Annotated in this window: 10 protein-coding genes and 1 tRNA gene; 6 read left to right on the plus strand and 5 right to left on the minus strand. The window is 65.4% G+C overall.

Annotated elements, in window-relative coordinates:
• The first annotated feature begins 121 nt into the window (after nucleotides 1-121).
• Nucleotides 122-198, plus strand: a tRNA-Met gene (locus A3AS_RS0131050).
• Between the two features lie 130 nt (nucleotides 199-328).
• On the opposite strand, the gene A3AS_RS0131055 is transcribed toward A3AS_RS0131050, so the two are convergent.
• The gene (locus A3AS_RS0131055) at nucleotides 329-1,279 is read right to left on the minus strand and encodes an AraC family transcriptional regulator (RefSeq protein WP_018321394.1); all 951 of its coding nucleotides are present in this window, start codon (nucleotides 1,277-1,279) and stop codon (nucleotides 329-331) included.
• A 923-nt stretch (nucleotides 1,280-2,202) separates the two neighbouring features.
• Here A3AS_RS0131055 and A3AS_RS49840 point away from each other — a divergent pair.
• Together A3AS_RS49840 and A3AS_RS0131065 are read left to right on the plus strand one after the other, a co-directional pair.
• Nucleotides 2,203-4,995, plus strand: a complete 2,793-nt coding sequence (locus tag A3AS_RS49840; protein ID WP_018321395.1) for an autotransporter outer membrane beta-barrel domain-containing protein — start codon at nucleotides 2,203-2,205, stop codon at nucleotides 4,993-4,995.
• A 291-nt stretch (nucleotides 4,996-5,286) separates the two neighbouring features.
• Nucleotides 5,287-6,186: an alpha/beta fold hydrolase gene (locus A3AS_RS0131065; RefSeq protein ID WP_018321396.1), complete on the plus strand. Its 900-nt coding sequence runs from the start codon at nucleotides 5,287-5,289 to the stop codon at nucleotides 6,184-6,186.
• Between the two features lie 274 nt (nucleotides 6,187-6,460).
• Here the strand turns inward: A3AS_RS0131065 and A3AS_RS0131070 are convergent, their stop codons facing one another.
• Complete coding sequence (locus A3AS_RS0131070) at nucleotides 6,461-6,952, minus strand: hypothetical protein (RefSeq protein ID WP_018321397.1); 492 nt, start codon at nucleotides 6,950-6,952, stop codon at nucleotides 6,461-6,463.
• A gap of 263 nt (nucleotides 6,953-7,215) precedes the next feature.
• Between A3AS_RS0131070 and A3AS_RS0131075 the strand changes: the two genes are divergently transcribed.
• The 3 genes from A3AS_RS0131075 (at nucleotide 7,216) to A3AS_RS0131085 (ending at nucleotide 12,312) form a co-directional block, all read left to right on the plus strand.
• Nucleotides 7,216-10,272 (plus strand): AAA family ATPase, encoded by a 3,057-nt coding sequence (locus A3AS_RS0131075; protein WP_018321398.1) that lies wholly within the window; start codon nucleotides 7,216-7,218, stop codon nucleotides 10,270-10,272.
• Between the two features lie 307 nt (nucleotides 10,273-10,579).
• Nucleotides 10,580-11,794, plus strand: coding sequence for an OpgC domain-containing protein (locus A3AS_RS0131080; RefSeq protein WP_018321399.1), 1,215 nt, complete (start codon nucleotides 10,580-10,582; stop codon nucleotides 11,792-11,794).
• A 29-nt stretch (nucleotides 11,795-11,823) separates the two neighbouring features.
• On the plus strand, nucleotides 11,824-12,312 hold the full coding sequence (locus tag A3AS_RS0131085; RefSeq protein WP_018321400.1) for a DUF2059 domain-containing protein: 489 nt from the start codon (nucleotides 11,824-11,826) through the stop codon (nucleotides 12,310-12,312).
• A 9-nt stretch (nucleotides 12,313-12,321) separates the two neighbouring features.
• Here the strand turns inward: A3AS_RS0131085 and A3AS_RS0131090 are convergent, their stop codons facing one another.
• Genes A3AS_RS0131090 through A3AS_RS0131100 form a run of 3 tightly spaced genes read right to left on the minus strand, consistent with a single transcriptional unit; the run spans nucleotide 12,322 to nucleotide 17,272 of the window.
• A complete protein-coding gene (locus tag A3AS_RS0131090) occupies nucleotides 12,322-13,434 on the minus strand; it encodes an ABC transporter permease (RefSeq protein ID WP_018321401.1) in 1,113 nt (370 codons plus the stop codon).
• Between the two features lie 2 nt (nucleotides 13,435-13,436).
• Nucleotides 13,437-16,208: a ribosome-associated ATPase/putative transporter RbbA gene (gene rbbA / locus A3AS_RS0131095; RefSeq protein WP_026202542.1), complete on the minus strand. Its 2,772-nt coding sequence runs from the start codon at nucleotides 16,206-16,208 to the stop codon at nucleotides 13,437-13,439.
• Entirely contained in the window at nucleotides 16,205-17,272 is a 1,068-nt protein-coding gene (locus A3AS_RS0131100; RefSeq protein WP_026202543.1) for an HlyD family secretion protein, read from the minus strand. Before A3AS_RS0131100 ends, rbbA begins: the two co-directional genes overlap by 4 nt.
• Between the last annotated feature and the right edge of the window lie 247 nt (nucleotides 17,273-17,519).

The following is a 17,519-nucleotide window of genomic DNA, read 5'->3' on the forward strand; positions in this document are numbered from 1 at the left end:
GGGCTTTGCCCCGGGTTGCCTTCCAAGGAAGCCTTTGGGACGGACGAGAAAAGCCACGCGAACAGCGCAGGCCTTAACCGACCGTCCCCGGGATCCAACTGAAGGCAAAGCAAGTGTTTAACGCGGGGTGGAGCAGCCCGGTAGCTCGTCAGGCTCATAACCTGAAGGTCATAGGTTCAAATCCTATCCCCGCAACCAAATTCGGATTTTACCGGATCCGATACGAAAATGGCCCGCGTTAAGCGGGCCATTTTTGTTTTGGGCGACGGATCGTCGAACTGTCTCGGGCCGTCAGCGCAATGACGATTCATTCCAGGCTCATCGCGCTTTAGTCCCGGCTGCGCACTCCGCTCGGACTGTCGCCGAACCGCAGCCGGAACAGGCGGTTGAAATGCGATACGCTGGAGAATCCGACTTGCGCGGCGATCTCGGCGATGGGCCGGTTCGGAAACCGTGTGAGCAGCGCGAAGGCGCGCTTCAACCGCAGCTCGTTGACGCGCGCGACGAATGATGCGCCGGACTGCTCGAGCAATTCCTGCAGGTAGCGCGGCGAAAGTTGGCGCGCGACGCTTGCGACCGAAAGCGCGGGATCGGCGAAGTGCTTGCCGATATGCTCGATGGCCGATGCAAGTCGCGCCGCGGCAACGGCGCACTTGCCTTGCTCGAGCGTGCCGCGGTTCGCGCCAATGGCGAGCGCGGCAAGGTCGTGGATGTGATTGACGATCACCTGCTGCAAGGCAGGCTCGGTCGGCTCCATATCGGCCTGGATCATCCGGAGGTAGCGCAGAAACAGCTGCAGCGCCTGCTGGCGGCCGGACACCGGCTTCATGAACACGCTGCTGACATCATGCAGGCGCTCGGCGAGCGGCGTTCGCGGAAAGAGCAGCGCGAGGTGAGTTGTTCCGCACAGTCGGCCGGGCTCGTCCGGACGTACGAGCACCGCGTCGCCGAGGTTCAGCGTCACCTCGGTACCACGCTGAAACGCCAGTGCCGACGCACCGAGATTGACGATCATTCCGACGGAGTCGTCACTGGCCGCCGCCTGCGCGCGCGTCCGCTCGAGCGCCGCCGCTGTGCCGTCGCACAGCGCCATTCGCACGCCCGGCAATCGCTGCAACATGGCCTCGGCGCGGAACGGGACCTCCGGCGCCAACGGCGCAATATCGACACTGACGATGGTCCTGCCGAACTCCTCCCGCCAGCGGGTCAGCCTGTCACGTTCGGGAAGCTCGTCCGTCGTAAACCGCGTCGGCTTTGGGTCAATGTCATCGACATGCATGGCGATTGGCACCGGGAAGTTTCGGCAACCGTAACCATTCGGCTTAAGTACGGCAACGTGCATAGCGACGGTGTTATGCTGCTTTTTTCGGCGCTGGCGCGGGGAAGTGTTCGCAAAAAGAAAAGAGCGAGTTCGCAATAGATCAACGACCAGCCATCGCGCCGAACGCCCGACTCCTCATGCGACGCGCGTGCACAAGCGTGGACAACCTCGTCTCATGCGTTGCAATGCTGTTGAAACGGCGCCGCCCGTTCCTCGCCGACTCGCAATTTGCAAAGCCCGTCGCGCCTTAGATCAAGCGCGCGGAAAGCGTTGTTGCGCCTCGACGACAGCCCTCCCGCGCCAACCATGCCAGATTGTCCCGAGCGCTCGATTCAACGCCGAGCGCGCCGCTGGTTACGGGTTTGTCGGCAGCGCAGCGCGCCGCGCTGACAGCAGGGAATGGGACGCCAAAGCGTTTCCCTTGGAGGGGTCATGAAGTTCAGCACGTTGTTCGATCGCAGGCGAAACGCATTGCTGACCAGCGCGGCCCTCGGCTTGATTCTGGCAAGCGGCCTCACGACGGCGGCACGCGCCGACGGCGGTACCGGCGGTGCGTCCGGGCCGGTTGCAGGCGGCGCGGGGGGCATCGGTGATTCTGGTGCGGCTGGAGCTGATGGGACGACGAACACCGCTACTGGCTTCCTCGGCCTATGGGGCAGCGGGGGAGGCGGAGGTGCGGGTGGTGGCGGCAATGGCGGTAACCGGGGCGGAGCATCGGTAGGCGGCGGCGGTGCGGGGGGCACGGCCGGCTCTCCAGATGGAGCCCCGGGGGTCCTTGGTGGCGGCGGTGGCGGCGGCTTTAACGGCGCGGTGGCGGGTACGGCGGGGCCGGTGGCGATGCGGCTGGCGTCAGCGTCGGAGCGGGGTCTGGTACGACCACCTTGGGCGGAGCCGGCGGCGGCGGTGGCGGGGGCGGTGGCTTCGGCCTCGGCACAGGCGGTTCAGGTGGTGCAGGCGGTGCAGGCGCCGCCACGGAGGCCTTCACGACGTCCAACGGTGCCGGCGATGTTGTGACTATCATCGTCGGCGGCGGCGGTGGCGGAAACGGCGGCGACGGCGGTGTGGGCAACCTGCAAGGCGGATCGTTCAGCACCAGCAGCGTCGGCGGCGCTGGAGGCGCGGGCGGAATAGGGGGCGAGGGCAACGCTGATGTTACGGCGACCGGTTCGGGAGCAACTGCGAATGCGACCGGAACTGGAGGCAACGGCGGCAACGGCAGCAATGGCGGCGTCGGAAATTTGCAAGTCGGGTCGTTTACCTTCAATGCCAACAGCATCGGCGGCGCGGGTGGTGCGGGCGGGGCTGGCGGCCAGGGTATCGCAAAAGCAACTGGCAACGCGGTCGACGGTGCTGCAAGCGCGACGGCGATTGGTGGGACCGGCGGCACCGGAGGCAACGGCGGTGCAGGGCTTGAAGTCACGGGCTCGAACGTGACCGTGATCAACGCAGCAACGTCAACCGGCGGCAACGGCGGCGCTGGAGGTCACGGCGGTGCCGCCAACGCCACTGCATCGGGCGAATTCGCCACGGTTGTCTCAACCGGCGGGAACGGTGGCAAAGGAGGCATCGGCGGTGCCGGTGCAGTGTTTATCGGTTCGGGTGTCAGCTTCACCAATCTCGGCGCAGTGCAGGCCGGAAGCGGTGGTGGCGGCGGAACCGGCGGCAGTGCCGCGCATACGATAAGTGGTTTGCTCCAATCCATCACGTCGAACGTAGGCGACGCGGCCATGGGTGGCGCCGGCGGTACAGGTGTTCTGTTTGGCGGAGCCAACTCGTTTCTCAACAACGCAGGATCTGTCGCCGGCGGCGCGGGAGGTGCAAGCATTGGGTTGATAGCCGGGGGGCAAGGCGGGGCCGGGGTGCAATTCGCGGCGTCCGGAGCGAGGCTTGTCAATTCCGGCCAGATTTCCGGCGGCGATGGCGGTGCCTCATTCGGTCCCAATAAAGGTGCCGGCGGTGCCGGCGTCATTGGCTCCGGCCTCACAATCAGCAACAGCGGCACGATCGGCGGCGGTCTCGATGGCGGCGGAACCGTCAGGCAATTTGCGATCCAGCTGACCGGTGGCTCCAATGCCATCAGTCCGGGCGGCACCATCACCGGCGGAATCCAATTGCAGGCTGGTTCGCTGATGCCGGCGCTGCCCGGCTCGACGGTTGGCGCAACGCTGAACGTCAACGGTCCGACGTTCCTGGCGCCAGGTTCGGCCTACACCATCCGCCTCAGTGGCGCAGCCAACGATTCCATCACCGCAACCGGCGTTGCGACGGTGTCCGGCGCAACCGTGTCGGCGACGATCTCCGGCGGTTCGGGCAGTCCGCTCGGCCAGCACGCCATCATCACGGCCAGCGCCATCAGCGGCACGTTTGCCTCGCTCTCCGCGTCATCGACGTCAGCCTTCCTGCAGGAATCGCTGTCGTACGATGCGACGCACGTCTACCTGAACATTACCGGCAACGGCGCAGGCGGCACTGTGGACTTCACGACGGTGACGCAGACGGTCAACCAGTTCAACGTCGCGTCCGCGCTGAACGCCGCTGGCAACGCCAATGGCTTCAGCGGGCCGCTCTTCAACGCCCTTGTGGGTCTTTCCGCCGCGCAGGCGCGCGCCGCGTTCACGGTCCTTGATGGCGAAGCGGCGACAGGGGCGCAGCGCGCCTCCTTCCGCTTCATGGACCAGTTTCTCAATTTGATGCTCAATCCCTTTGTCGACGGCCATTTCGGCGCCGTCACGGGCGGTGGTGTCACCGGCTTTGCGCCGGAGGAGCAGGCCAATCTGCCGCCGGAATTGGCGCAGGCCTACGCATCGATGTTCAAGGCGCCGCCACCTGCAAGCTTCGAGCAGCGCTGGAGCCTGTGGAATGCGGCGTTCGGCGGCAGCGGCAAGACCAGCGGCGATCCCGTGATCGGCTCGACCGACACCCGCCTCAGCACCTACGGTTTCGCCGGCGGTATCGATTATCGCCTCTCGCCCTCGACGGTGATCGGCCTGGCCGCGGCCGGCGGCGGCACCAATTGGGGATTGTCGAACAGTCTCGGCAGCGGCCGCAGCGAGTCCGCGCAAATCGGCGCTTATGCAAGGACCGTGATCGGCCCGGCCTACATCGCCGAGTCGATCGCCTTTGCCAATCACTGGTTCACGACCGACCGAACCGCGCTCGGCGGCAATCTGCGTGCGACCTTCACCGGCCAGAGCATCGGCGCACGCATCGAAGGAGGTTACCGTCTTGCCGTGACGCCCAACTTCGGGATCACGCCCTATGCGGCGGCGCAGGCGCAGGCATTTCGCTCCGGCGCCTACAGCGAGACCGACGTGAATAATCTGGGCTTCGGCCTGACCTATACAGCCAAACAAGCCGCCGATGTTCGCACCGAGCTCGGGGCCCGTTTTGATCATCCGACATTGCTCGGTGGCACGCCGCTGATCGTGCGCGCGCGGCTGGCCTGGGCACACGATTTCGTCGACACGCCTTCGCTCAATGCGGCGTTTCAGGCGTTGCCGCTCTCGAATTTCACGGTGTTCGGCGCGCCGATCCCGCACGACTCCGGCCTCGCCTCGATTGGTGCGGATTGGTATCTGAACCAGAACTGGAAACTGCTTGCCAAGTTCGATGGTGAATTTGCCAAGCGCTCGGACCTCTACGCCGGCACAGTGGCGCTGCGGTACTCCTGGTGATGCGAGCGTTCAGGAAGCAAAGGGCGCCACCGCGGATTTTACCGGATCCAATATGAAAAGGGCCCGCATCACGCGGGCCATTTTTGTTTGGGGGACGACCGCGCGAAGCCGCGATTCTTTGGTGCTGGTTCGGACAGGGACATGACGGGCCGCCGCTCCATTGGCGTGCGTGCCGCGCGCAACAGCACTGCATGATTGAAGGAACACGGTCTCGATCCGCGCGTCATCTTTGTCGCCGGGCCCATCAGGCACTTGCTTTCCGGCTGTCTGTCATTCGGAAGGGCTGGTCCAATGAAGTTCGAGGATTTCGAGGCCGCCGATGTTCAGGCGGAGGAAGCGCGGATTTTCATCCGTCGGGCCGGTTCGGGACCGGCGATTCTCCTGCTGCACGGATTTCCCCAGACGCATCTGATGTGGCGAGACGTTGCGCCGTTGCTCGCGCAAGACTTCACGGTCGTTTGCGCCGATCTTCGCGGATATGGTCGCAGCGCTTGTCCGCCCTCCAGCCCGGACCACGCGCCATATTCGAAACGGGCGATGGCAAAGGACATGGTGTCCGTCATGGCAAGGCTTGGCTTCGACCGCTTTTCGGTTGCGGGCCATGATCGCGGTGGCCGTGTCGCTTACCGGCTCGCGCTCGACCATGGCAACCGCGTGGAGCGGCTCGCCGTCCTCGACGTCGTTCCGATCGCCGATGCCTGGGAGCGTGCCGACAAAGAACTGGCGGTCGGCTATTGGCCCTGGTCGTTGCTCGCGCAGCCTGAACCTCTCCCTGAGCGGCTATTGTACGCAGCCCCCGATGCCGTCATCGACAATGCGCTCCATGGCTGGGGGTCGCGAGCAGACAGTTTCAGTCAGGCCGTCCGGACGTCCTATGTCGAGGCGTTGCGCGATGAGGCGCATGTTCACGCGATCTGCGAGGAATATCGCGCGGCGGCGACGATCGATCATGAGCACGATCTGGCGGATCGCAATTCCGGCCGCCGGATTGATTGCCCTGTCCTGATCCTCTGGAGCCGCCGCGGCCCGTTGAATTCCTGGTATGCGAGCGAGGGCGGCCCCTTGGGGCTATGGCGGACCTGGGCCGATGACGTGCAAGGAAAGCCGCTCGATGGAGGACATTTCTTTCCGGAGGATATTCCGCAGCAGACGGCCCTTGAGCTGAATCGGTTCTTCGGGAGCGATAGCTAGTTGCGCGTCCGCAACCTGCGAAGATGGCTCGCTCGCATCCGGCGCGATGCCCACCACGATCTTGGTGCTGTCGGCATGCGACCGCCCCTCCGGCCAGAACTGGCCGACCTTGATGGTGCCTTCGACCTCCAAGAGTCCAACGGGCATCGGCCGCTCCTCTTAAACCGGCACGGTCGCTCCCCTTGAGGCGGCGACCCGCGCGCGGCCCTGGCAAACAAAACGCCCGCGCACCTCAAGTGCGCGGGCGACGATCGAAGCCGGTTGCGTCTGCAGATCAAGACCTGTGCGGACAGACCATCGTCAGATTCAGCAGCGTCGGCTTGTCCGAGCCCTTCTTGTATTCCCACTCCAACCGGATCTCGTGCCGATGGGCATAGGCATCGCTTGCCGCGTGGCTGATGATCTTCGTCTTCATCGGGATCGGCGGCTCCGAGTTGAAGCATTTCCGCACGCAGGCATCGAGCAGGTCACATCGTGTCAGCGGGATGACGCCGGGCTCGTCCTTGGAGAGCGGGACCGTGTTCGGCTGGGTGCTCAGGTCGACCCGAGCCCGGCCCTTCTCCTTGTGCCAGTACTTGGCGCTGCCCTGCGGCCATATCGACGGCGGGTTCAAGATCAAATGGTACTGGCCGTATTCCAGGGTCGGCAGGTCGATGTCATCGGATGCCTTGAGCTTGGCGACGCTCTTCTTCATGTTCGCCAGGGGATAGTAATTGGCGTTCATCAAGTCTCGAAATGCCTTGCCGCTATATACCAGTCCCGCCATCGCCTCTTTCCTCGATATGTCTGTTTGTCAAAAACCGTAGCGTCTGGCCGCAACTTCGCGTCACGCGGCGGCCGATCGCACAATTTGTTGTGTGCAGGTACGCTACCATCCACGACTGCACTTCGTCCAGCGAGCTACCATCCGGTAAGGTCGCGTATCCCGCAAGCCTAATTGCCATGTAGTCCTCTATTGGTAATGTAAGCTGAAGGTCTCGCGGGCGCGGGTAGCGAAGACTGCTGAGGCAGTCGTTTGAAGGCGCTGGAATGCATTGCTTCGCGTGTCAGTCGGCGGTCGGTCCGGGCGATAGCTGGTGCTCCAAATGCGGAGCGGCGGTCCGCGAGCGCGCTGAGCCCGACAGCGAACGGCGGTTCGTGACCATTTTGCGCGCCGACGTCGTCGATTCCACTGGACTTGTTGCCGAGCTGGAGCCGGAGGCGGCGGTGTCGCGCCTTGAACCGGCTCTCGCGGCGATGAGAGGCGCGGTGCGCCAGTTTGGCGGCATCGTCAGCAAGGAGCTCGGGGACGGGCTGGCCGCGGTGTTCGGTGCCCCGATCGCCGACGACAACCACGCGCCGCTCGCCTGCCACGCGGCCATCGAGCTCGTCCGGCGTGTTGGCAGCCTGGGCGATCCCGGCCTTCAGGTCCGGGTCGGGCTCCACTCGGGCCATGTGGTTGCCTACATGGTCGCCAGCGAATTTTCCAAGGTTTATGAGATCGGCGGGGCCGCCCAGCATCTGGCCGCGCGGCTGGAAGCGGCGGCCGAGGCGAACCAGGTCTACGTCTCTGAGGCCTGTCAGAAGCTGGCGGACGGGCATGTCCGCTTCGAATTCCTGGGTCGCAAGAAGCTCCGCGGTTTCGGCGAGCCGATGCCTGTGTACCGGGTCATGGGCGCGAGCGATCTTTCGAGCTGGCGGGTCCGGCGTGCGCGCAGTGTTTCCCGATTTGTCGACCGCACGACGGAGCGGGCCTTGCTGTGGCGTGCGGCCGAAAGGGTCAGCGCCAGCCGCCAGACCGTTCTGCTCATGGGTGACGCCGGCATCGGAAAGTCGCGGCTTGCGCACGAGTTCGCGCAGGATCTTCGCGCCAGTGGCTGGCGGCTGATCGATGCCGAGTGCAGCCCGAATCTCCAGGGCGCGCCGTACAGCGCCCTCAAGCGATTGTTGCTGTCGATCTTCGACTTGGCCGCAAGGGATCAGGTCAGGGCGGATGATCCCAGAGGGGCCTTGCCGGCCGTGCAGCAGCGAGCCATCGACGCGGTCCTGGACCTGCCGATCTCCGATCCGCAATGGGACGAACTGGAGCCGCACGCGCGCGGGCGCGCGATCTCAGATGCGAGCTGCGCGATCGTCGAGAGCATCGCCCGTCGTCAGCGCACGATCCTTCTGATCGAAGACCTGCATTGGATCGATCGGGCCAGCGATACGGTCGTGGCCACTCTCTCCGCGCTGCAATGTCCCGATTTGCTCGTGCTGCTGACCACGCGGCCCAACGGGATGCCGGTGTGGATTGCGCGCTGTCACGCAGAGATCGTGGCCATGCGGCCCCTAGACGACGATTCGGGCCTGGCCATGCTCGCGGAAATGCTCGGCCCCGCCACCACCAACGCGGACCTGAAGAACCGGATCATCTCCCACACCGCCAACGTCCCGCTGTTCATCGAGGAAGTCTGCCGCAGTCTGAAGGATAGCGGCTTGCTCCTCGGTCAGTGGGGCGACCTGTCTCTTGCGCGTCCCGTGGAAGAGCTCGGCATTCCCACCAGCATTCAAGGTGTGATCGCGGCGCGGCTCGATCGCGTGTCACGACAGGAACGGTCGCTCCTGCAGATCGCCGCGGCGTTTGGTCCCCGGACAAACCAGGCCCTGCTTCGGAAGATCGCGGCCTTGCCGGAAGGCGTGCTGCAGGATTGCCTCACCGCGCTCGACCGGGCCGAACTGCTCGTCAGGATCGATAGCGAGTTGGAGGACTCGCTCGAATTTCGGCACGAGATGGTCCGGCAGGTGACCTACGATTCCATGGTCGAAAAGGTGCGCGAAAGCATCCATGCCAGCATCCTCGCAGCGCTCGAGGACGACGAGGCATCGAACGACGGGCCGGACGCGCTCTGCTATCACGCGACGAGGGCGAAGGATTGGCAGAAGGCGTTTCACCATGGCAGAAGCGCCGCTCGAAAATGTCTGGTGCGCTCAGCCTATGCCGACGCGGTCGACTATTTCGAGATCGCGATGGGGTCTCTCGACAAGACCCCGGTGACGCAAGCGCGAGAAGCAGATGCCATCGATCTCCGGATGGAGGCGCGCTTGGCCTTTGCCGGATCGGGGCGCGTCGCCGAAGCCCTGGATCTGGGACGCGAAGCCGAACGGCGCGCCGATGCAATCGACGACATCGGGCGCAAGATCGCGGCCATGACCGTGAGAGCAGGCGCGCAGAACTTCTACGGAACGCCGGTCGAAGCTGTCGCGATCGGGGAAGAGGTCGTGCGTCTGGCGGAAAGCTCAGGCAATCCCGGCTGGCGTAATCTCGCACAATATGGTCTTGGGCAGGCCTATTTTCTCTGCGGCCGCTATCATAGCGCCGAGAAGATGCTGGCCGCGGCACGTGCCGGTCTCGTGGGCTCGGCATCGAGTGCCCCGATCGGCACGACTCCACGATCCTTGCTCCTCCTCTGCTGCATGATGAACGGCATCACCCACACCGTCATGGGCGAGCTCGACACCGCCGAGCAGCTTCAGCAACAGGCGGCTGCGATCGCGGAGGAGACCGGACGTCCCTACGACCGCGTCGCCGCCGCCTATAGCGGCGGCTGCCTGATGCTCGGCCGGGGCGACCCGGCGACGGCCGCCGCCATTCTCGAAGACGGGTTTGTGCTGGCGCAGAAGCACGGCATCCGCCTGTTCGTGCCGGTGCTCGCCTGCCACCTCGGCATGGCCTATCTGGAGCAGGGGCTGTTCGACCGGGCGCGCGGCATGCTGACCGAGGCGCGCGAGGAGGCCAAGGCGGTCGGCTACACCTCGGCGGTGCTGCGCAGCTCGATCTACCTTGCGCTCGCGACCTGCCGCCTCGGCGATGTCAGGGCCTCGCAGAACATGCTGCGCGAGGCGCGCAACACCGCCCGCCAGCAGGGGTTTTCGGGCCTCGAGGCCGAGGCCCTGTTCGGCGAAGCCGTTGTGACGCCCGCCTCGAGTACCGAGAGCAGGGCGGCCATCCTTACCGCGCTGCGTGCCGCCATCGCGATCGCCTCCGAAAGCGGCGCGGGGCCGCTCCAGCGCAAGGCCGAGGCGATGCTGACCGAGGTGCTCGCCCAGGGCAGCGAGCTGATCTGACGCCGCGCCCGGCAAGATCTGCGCCTCACCAAACCGCCGGCCCAAAATGCCGAACGAATCTCGTAGGCAGCACAAAGGGTTAGCTACTGTGCATGGGGTTGTTTTCGACATAATTGGTCGGGCGCCGCCTCCAGACGGCTGCGAGAGGCAGCCCCGCTCACCGCAGTGACGAGCCCCTTGCACCAACGCCAAGGTGGGCTACCGTTGGTGACTAGCCGCAGGGCCAGGTGACTTTTGATCTCGATTTTTTAGCATCGCATTTTGCCGGCGCCGCCATGGCGCGACGCCTACCGGATGAGGCGGGGCCATGATCACACGGGACCAGTCAGCTTTGTTGGCGCCGGTCGAGCGCGACCTCAGGCTCGATCTCTTCCGCGGCATCGGCTTGTGGATGATCTTCCTCGATCACATCCCGCACGACGTCGTGGCCTGGCTGACGCTGCGCAATTACGGCTTCAGCGATGCGGCCGAATTCTTCGTCTTCATCTCCGGCTATCTGGTCGGCTGGATCTACGGCCCGATCGTCGCCGGGGGCTGGTTTCTCGCCGCGATGAAGCGGCTGTGGCGGCGTGCGGCCGAGCTGTATGTCGCGCACATCATGCTGTTCCTGCTGTTCACCGCGCAGATCGCCCGCACCGCGCGCCGCTTCGACAATCCGATGTACCAGCATGAGTTCAACGTGTTCAACTTCCTGGCGCATCCGGACGAGCTGATCGGGCAGGCGATCGTGCTGAAATACAAGCCGGTCAATCTCGACGTGCTGCCGCTCTACATCACGCTGGTGCTCGCCTCACCTTTCATCGTCTGGTGCCTGGTGCGCCGGCCGAACCTGACGCTCGCCGCCTCGGTCGTGCTCTACGTGCTGGCGCGCTGGTTCAACTGGAACATCGCCTCCTACCCGCCCGGCACGACCTGGTACTTCAATCCGTTCTGCTGGCAGTTGATGTTCGTGTTCGCGGCCTGGTGCGGCGTCGGCCAGATCGACAAGGTCGCCAGATGGGTGTGGTCGAGGGCGGCGATGGGTCTGGCCGCGGCCTGGCTGGTGTTCGCGCTGCTGATCGTGATGACCTGGCACGTCCCCGCGCTCGAGGCGCTGATCCCGAAATGGATGATCAAGGCGATCTACCCGATCGACAAGACCGACCTCGACATGCTGCGCTTCACGCATTTCCTGGCATTGGCAATCTGGGTGACCCACTTCCTCTCGCGCAAATGGCGCGCGCTGCATGGGGTCTGGCTGCGCCCCGTGATCCTCTGCGGCCAGCACTCGCTGCCGATCTTCTGTCTCGGTGTGTTCCTGTCGTTCTCGGCGCACTGGATCCTGACGCAATACACCAAGGGCGTCTGGGAGCAGTTCGCCGTCTCCATCGTCGGCATCGTCATCATGGTCGGCGCGGCCTGGCTGCTCAACCGCGCCGAGCGCGTGCCGAACCTGTTCGTGAAGGTGACGGAGGTCGAGGAGCCGGAGATGGTCGAGAGCGCGCAGGCGGCGACCGCCGGCGCGGCTCCCGCGAGCCGCTGAAGCATCGTCCGCATTTCCGGGAGAGCCCAATGTCCAAACGTTTGTTGACGATCGCCGGCACTCTCCTGTTTCTCGCCTGCGGTGCATCGGCACAGGCGCCGTCGCCGGAGGCGATGAGCGCGGCACGCAAGCTCGTCGTCACCTTGAAGATCGCCGATCAGTACCGCGCATTGCTGCCGCAGCTCCTGCTCAAGCTTCGGCCCGTGGTTGCGCAGGACAGGCCGGAGATCGAGCGCGACTACGATGCGGTGACGGCACCCGGCTCAGAGATCTATGCTCCGTTCGTAGCGTCCATGGTCGAGCAGATCGCGGCGTTCTATGCCCAGAGCTTCACGGTGGACGAGCTGCGCCAGATCGAGGCGTTCTATGCCCAGCCGGCCGGGAAGAAGTTTTTGGAGAAGTCGGATGCGCTGGCGCAGGCGAGTGCGCAAATCGGCCAGGACGTCAGCCAGAAGGCCGCCGACGAACTGAAGCAGCGCCTGATCGAGGCGCTGCGCCAGAAGGGGCACAAGCTGTAGAGCCGCGCGCTAAGCCAGGAATGCGCGGAACCGCCGCAGCGCGATCAGGAAGAAGATGCCGCCGATCACGGCGAGCGCGACCAGCTGCGGCCACACCGCCTCCAGGCCCGCGCCGCGGAACAGGATCGCCTGGGCGAGCATCACGAAATGCGTGTTGGGCGCGGCCAGCATGATGTCCTGGACGAATTGCGGCATGCTCTCCCGCGGCGTCATGCTGCCCGACAGGGTCTGCAGCGGCAGCAGGATCATGATCAGCAGCAGCCCGAACTGCGGCATCGAGCCGGCGACGGTGGCGAGGAAGATGCCCATGCTGGTGGTGGCAAACAGCTGCAGCGCGGCGCCGACGAGGAACAGCGCCAGCGAGCCGTCGATCGTCACCTCCAGCCATCCCTTGACGACGAAGGCGATCGACAGCCCAGAGGCGACCAGCACCACGGCCCCCATCGACCAGACCTTGCTCACCATGATCTCCAGCGGCGTGACCGGCATCACCAGGAGGTGCTCGATGGTGCCGTGCTCGCGCTCGCGGATCAGCGCCGCACCCGTCAGGATGATCGAGAGCATCGTGATCGAGGTGATCACGTGGTCGATGGCGCCGAACCAGGATTTCTTCAGCTCCGGATTGAACCGCGCCCGCAGCGCCAGCTCGATCGGCGCGGCCTGGGCATCGCGCGTATGCGCCAAAAACTCCGCGACTTCCGCGCTGACGATCTGCTCGACATAGCCGCCGCCGTTGAACGCCTGCGAGATGCGTGTCGCATCGACGTTGAGCTGGATCGTGGGCGATTTGCGCGCCAGCAGGTCGCGTTGGAAGTCGGGCGGGATGTCGAGTGCGAAAGTGTCGAGGCCGGCGTCCATCCTCCGGTCCATCTCATATTGCGAGATCAGGCGCGGCGCGGAGAAATAGGGCGCGGTGAACGCCATCTCGATGCGGGTCGAGATCGGCGAATGGTCCTCGTCGACGACCGCGATCGCGGCGCGGTTCAACGTTTCCGGCAGCGCCTTTGCGCCGGCATAAACCGCCAGCGTGAAGGAATAGACGATGAGCACGAGCAGCGTGGGGTCACGCACCAGGCCGCGCAATTCCTTGATGCCGAGCTGGAATACGTTGTCGAAGCGCATGGTCAGCGGGCCTGTTTCTTCAGCAGCATCGCGCCGGCGATCACCAGGACGGGCACCATGACTGCGAGCGCCAGGAGATCGTTGTGGAGGGTGTCGAACGCCAGGCCCTTGGAGAAGGTGCCGCGCGAGATCGTGACGAAATAGGTGGCGGGATAGAGCCGTCCAATCAGCGCGCCGGCCCCCTGCAGCGACGACACCGGGTCGATCAGCCCGGAATACTGGATGGCCGGAATCAGCGTGATCAGCACCGTGCCGAACAGGGCCGCGATCTGGCTGTTCATGAAGGCCGAGATCACCAGCCCCATGCCGGTCGTCGCCGTGACGTAAAGCAGCGCGGCGAGCGCGTAGGTCGGAAAGCTCCCAGTGAAGGGCACGCGGAAGACGACGAGGGCAAAGCCAACCAGGAGGAGGAAGTTTCCGAACGCCAGCACGACATAGGGCAGCTGCGTGCCGAGCAGGAATTCCAGCCGCGTCACCGGCGTCACGTAGAAATTGACGATCGAGCCGAGCTCCTTCTCGCGCACGACCGCGAGCGCCGCGAGCACCGCCGGGATCATCACCAGCAGCAGCGGAATAATGCCCGGCGCCATGGCGACGACGCTGATGACATCGGGATTGTAGCGATAGCGCAGCTGGAGCTGATAGGAGCCGGCGATTGCCGCCTCGCCATAGAGCTCGCGGCCCTTCTGCGCGAGCCAGGTGGCGTGGATCGCCTGGGCATAGGAGCGCAGCGTTTCGGCCCTGGTCGGATTGGCGCCGTCGACCCAGGCGCCGATCTCGACATGGCGGCCGCGGCTGACGTCGCGGCCGAAGCCCGCCGGCAGCTCGATGGCGAGCCCGATCTCGCCGGCGCGCATGCGGCGGTCGAGATCGGCGTAATCGGTGATAGGGGATTTTTCGGTAAAATAGCGCGAGCCCGCGATCTGGAGGCTGTAGTCGCGGCTGATCGCGCTGTCGTCGCGGTCGAGCACGGCGAAGGTCAGGTTCTCGACGTCCATGCTGATGCCATAGCCCAGCACGAACAGCAACAGCACGCTGCCGAGGATTGCGAGCGTGGCGCGGATCGGGTCGCGCCGCAGTTCGAGTGCCTCGCGCCGGGAATAGGCGAGCATGCGCGTCGGAGTGAACGTCGCACCGCGCTTGCGCGGCGGTTCCGCTGTCGCGGCCGGTAGGGGCGATGCGATCGCAGGCTGGCCGGCCGGCTCCGCCGTATCCGCGATCGCCTCCTCCAGGCAGGCGATGAAGGCCTGCTCCAGCGTCGCGGTGCCGCGCGCGGCCACGATCGCGGCGGGGGTGTCCGACGTCAGCACCTTGCCCGCATGCATCAGCGAGACCCGGTCGCAGCGCTCGGCCTCGTTCATGAAATGGGTCGAGACGAAGATGGTGACGTTGTCCTTGCGGGAGAGCTCGGCGAGGATCTGCCAGAAGCGGTCGCGGGCGACCGGGTCCACGCCGGAGGTCGGCTCGTCGAGGATGAGGATGTCGGGCGCATGGATCATGGCCACCGCCAGCGACAATCGCTGCCGCAGCCCGAGCGGCAACGCATCGGGCAGGGCGTCGGCGACGTCGGCGAGGTCGAACCGGCCGATCATCTCTTTGATGCGCGGGGCGACGGTGTCCGCCGGCAGCTCGAACAGCCGCGCATGCAGGTCGAGATTTTGCGCGACCGTGAGCTCCGAATAGAGCGAGAAGCCCTGCGACATGTAGCCGATGCGCCGCCGCACCGACATGTCGCCGGCATCGATGGTCTTGCCGAACAGCCGCGCGGTGCCTTCGCTTACGGGCAGGAGACCGGTGAGCATCTTCATGGTCGTGGTCTTGCCGCACCCGTTCGAGCCGAGGAAGCCGAAGATCTCGCCCTTCCTGATGCGGAAGCTGACGTCGTCGACGGCGACGAAGCCGTTGAACCGTCGGGTCAGGTGGTCGGCCTCGATCGCGATCTCGTCCTGGTCCTCGGCGCGCGGCGGGATGACGACATTGGTGTAGTTGCTGCGATCCGCCTCAGGCAAAAGACGAATGAAGGCGTCATCGAGCGTATCCGCTCCGGTCTGCCGCTTAAGCTCGGCAGGCGTTCCGGTCGCCAGCACGCGGCCGGCATTCATCGCGATCAGGACATCGAACTGCGCGGCCTCTTCCATGTAGGCGGTCGATACGATCACGCTCATGCCGGGCCGGCTGTCGCGGATCGAGCTGATTAATTCCCAGAACTGGCGGCGCGACAGCGGATCGACGCCGGTGGTCGGCTCGTCCAGGATCAAGAGCTCGGGATCGTGGATCAGGGCGCAGCACAGGCCGACCTTCTGCTTCATGCCGCCGGAGAGTTTTGCCGCCGGCCGGTCGGCGAAAGCCGTGAGCCCGGTGTCGCGCAGCAGGCCGGCGATCCGCCGGTGCCGCTCGGCCTTGTCGTGTCCGAACAGGCGGCCGAAGAAGTCGATGTTCTCGAACACCGACAGCGTCGGATACAGATTCTTACCGAGGCCCTGCGGCATGTAGGCGATGTCGGGGCACACGTTGCGGCGATGGCGCGAACTCGCCATATCGCCGCCGAGGACGTTGATGCGCCCCTGCTGGATCGCGCGGGCCCCGGCGATCAGCGAGAGCAGGCTCGATTTGCCGACGCCGTCGGGGCCGATCAGTCCGACCATGCAGCCGGACGGCAGGTCGAGCGTGATCGCATCCAGCGCGCGAGTCTTGCCGTAGCTCAAGCCCACGCCTTCCAGATGCACCACGCTGCCGCGCCCGGCAGGCAGCTCGGCTGCGGCCGTCGTGCTCATCTCGTCAGCTTGATGTTGAGATTGCCGGGCCATTGCGCGGCCGGATCGAGCTGCACATACGCCATGCCGGGCAGGCCGGTCTTCACATGCTCGATGTGCTGGCGCAGCAGCTCCGGCGCGATATGCGCCTTGATGCGGAACATCAGCTTCTGGCGTTCCTCCTCGGTCTCGACGGTCTTGGGCGTGAACTGTGCGACGTCGGCGACGAAGGTGGCCTTGGCAGGGATCACGTATTGCGGGATGGCGTCGAGCACGAGGCGAACCTCGGCGCCCATCGCGACGCGCCCGGCATCGGCCGTCGGCAGGAAGAACGTCATGTAGACGTCGCCGAGATCGACCATGTTGAGGACGCGGCCGCCGGCGGCGAGCACTTCGCCGGGCTGCGACACGCGATACTGCACGCGGCCGTCGCGCGGCGCCTTCAGCACGCTGTCGTTGAGGTCGGCATTGATGCTTTCGATCGCGGCCTTCGCGGCGTCGACCGAGGCGCCGGCATCGATCACCATGGCACGGGCGGAGCTGATCGCGGCCTCGGATGCGGCGACCTGAGCGTGGGACGCGGCGAGCGCCGCCTTGGCCGTGGCGTTGGCGGAACGGTCGTCGTCCAGCACCTGCTGCGATACCGCACTGGTTCTGATCAGTTGCTCGGAACGATCGAGCTTGCGGCTCGTGGTGTCGAGCTGAGCGATGCGCTGGTCGACCACGGCCTCGGCGGCCCTGCGTTCGGCTTCACGCTGGTTCACCAGGCTCTTCGCGGTCTCGACATTGATCGTCGCGCGCTTGAGCTGCGCGTCGGCCTGGCGGCGCTGGGCCTGCAATTGCTCGGTGTCCATGCGCGCCAGAACCTGGCCCGCGCGCACGAAGTCACCTTCGTTGACCACGATCTCGCGAATCCGGCCCGGCGTCTTGGTCGCGATGTCGATCTCGACCGCCTCGATGCGGCCGTTGCCGCGGGCGAAGCCTGCCGGCAGTGTGTTGGTATCGCGGTGCTGCCAATAGTAATAGCCGCCGCCAGCAACGAGCACAGCGATCGCGGCGATGACGCGACCCGGGGTAAAGTTCATCTGTTCAAAACGCCGTGAGGCGGCGCCCACTGTTGAGACACGAACGCCCGGCCGCCGAAGGCGCGGAAGGGCGAGCCCAACATTGCAGCGAATTTTGCATCGCAACTTGATGCAGATCAGACGGCGGCGCGCTGCACCCGTGCCTCATGTTTGGGCGGCGCGCCATCGTCGCCGCTCGTCCGCACAGATTGCCCAAGCGGACGAGCGAGGCTTGCTGAACAGATGACCATCCGCGATCCAGGCCGCT

Origin of the sequence: Bradyrhizobium sp. WSM2793 (assembly GCF_000379585.1) — a bacterium.
Lineage (GTDB): Bacteria > Pseudomonadota > Alphaproteobacteria > Rhizobiales > Xanthobacteraceae > Bradyrhizobium.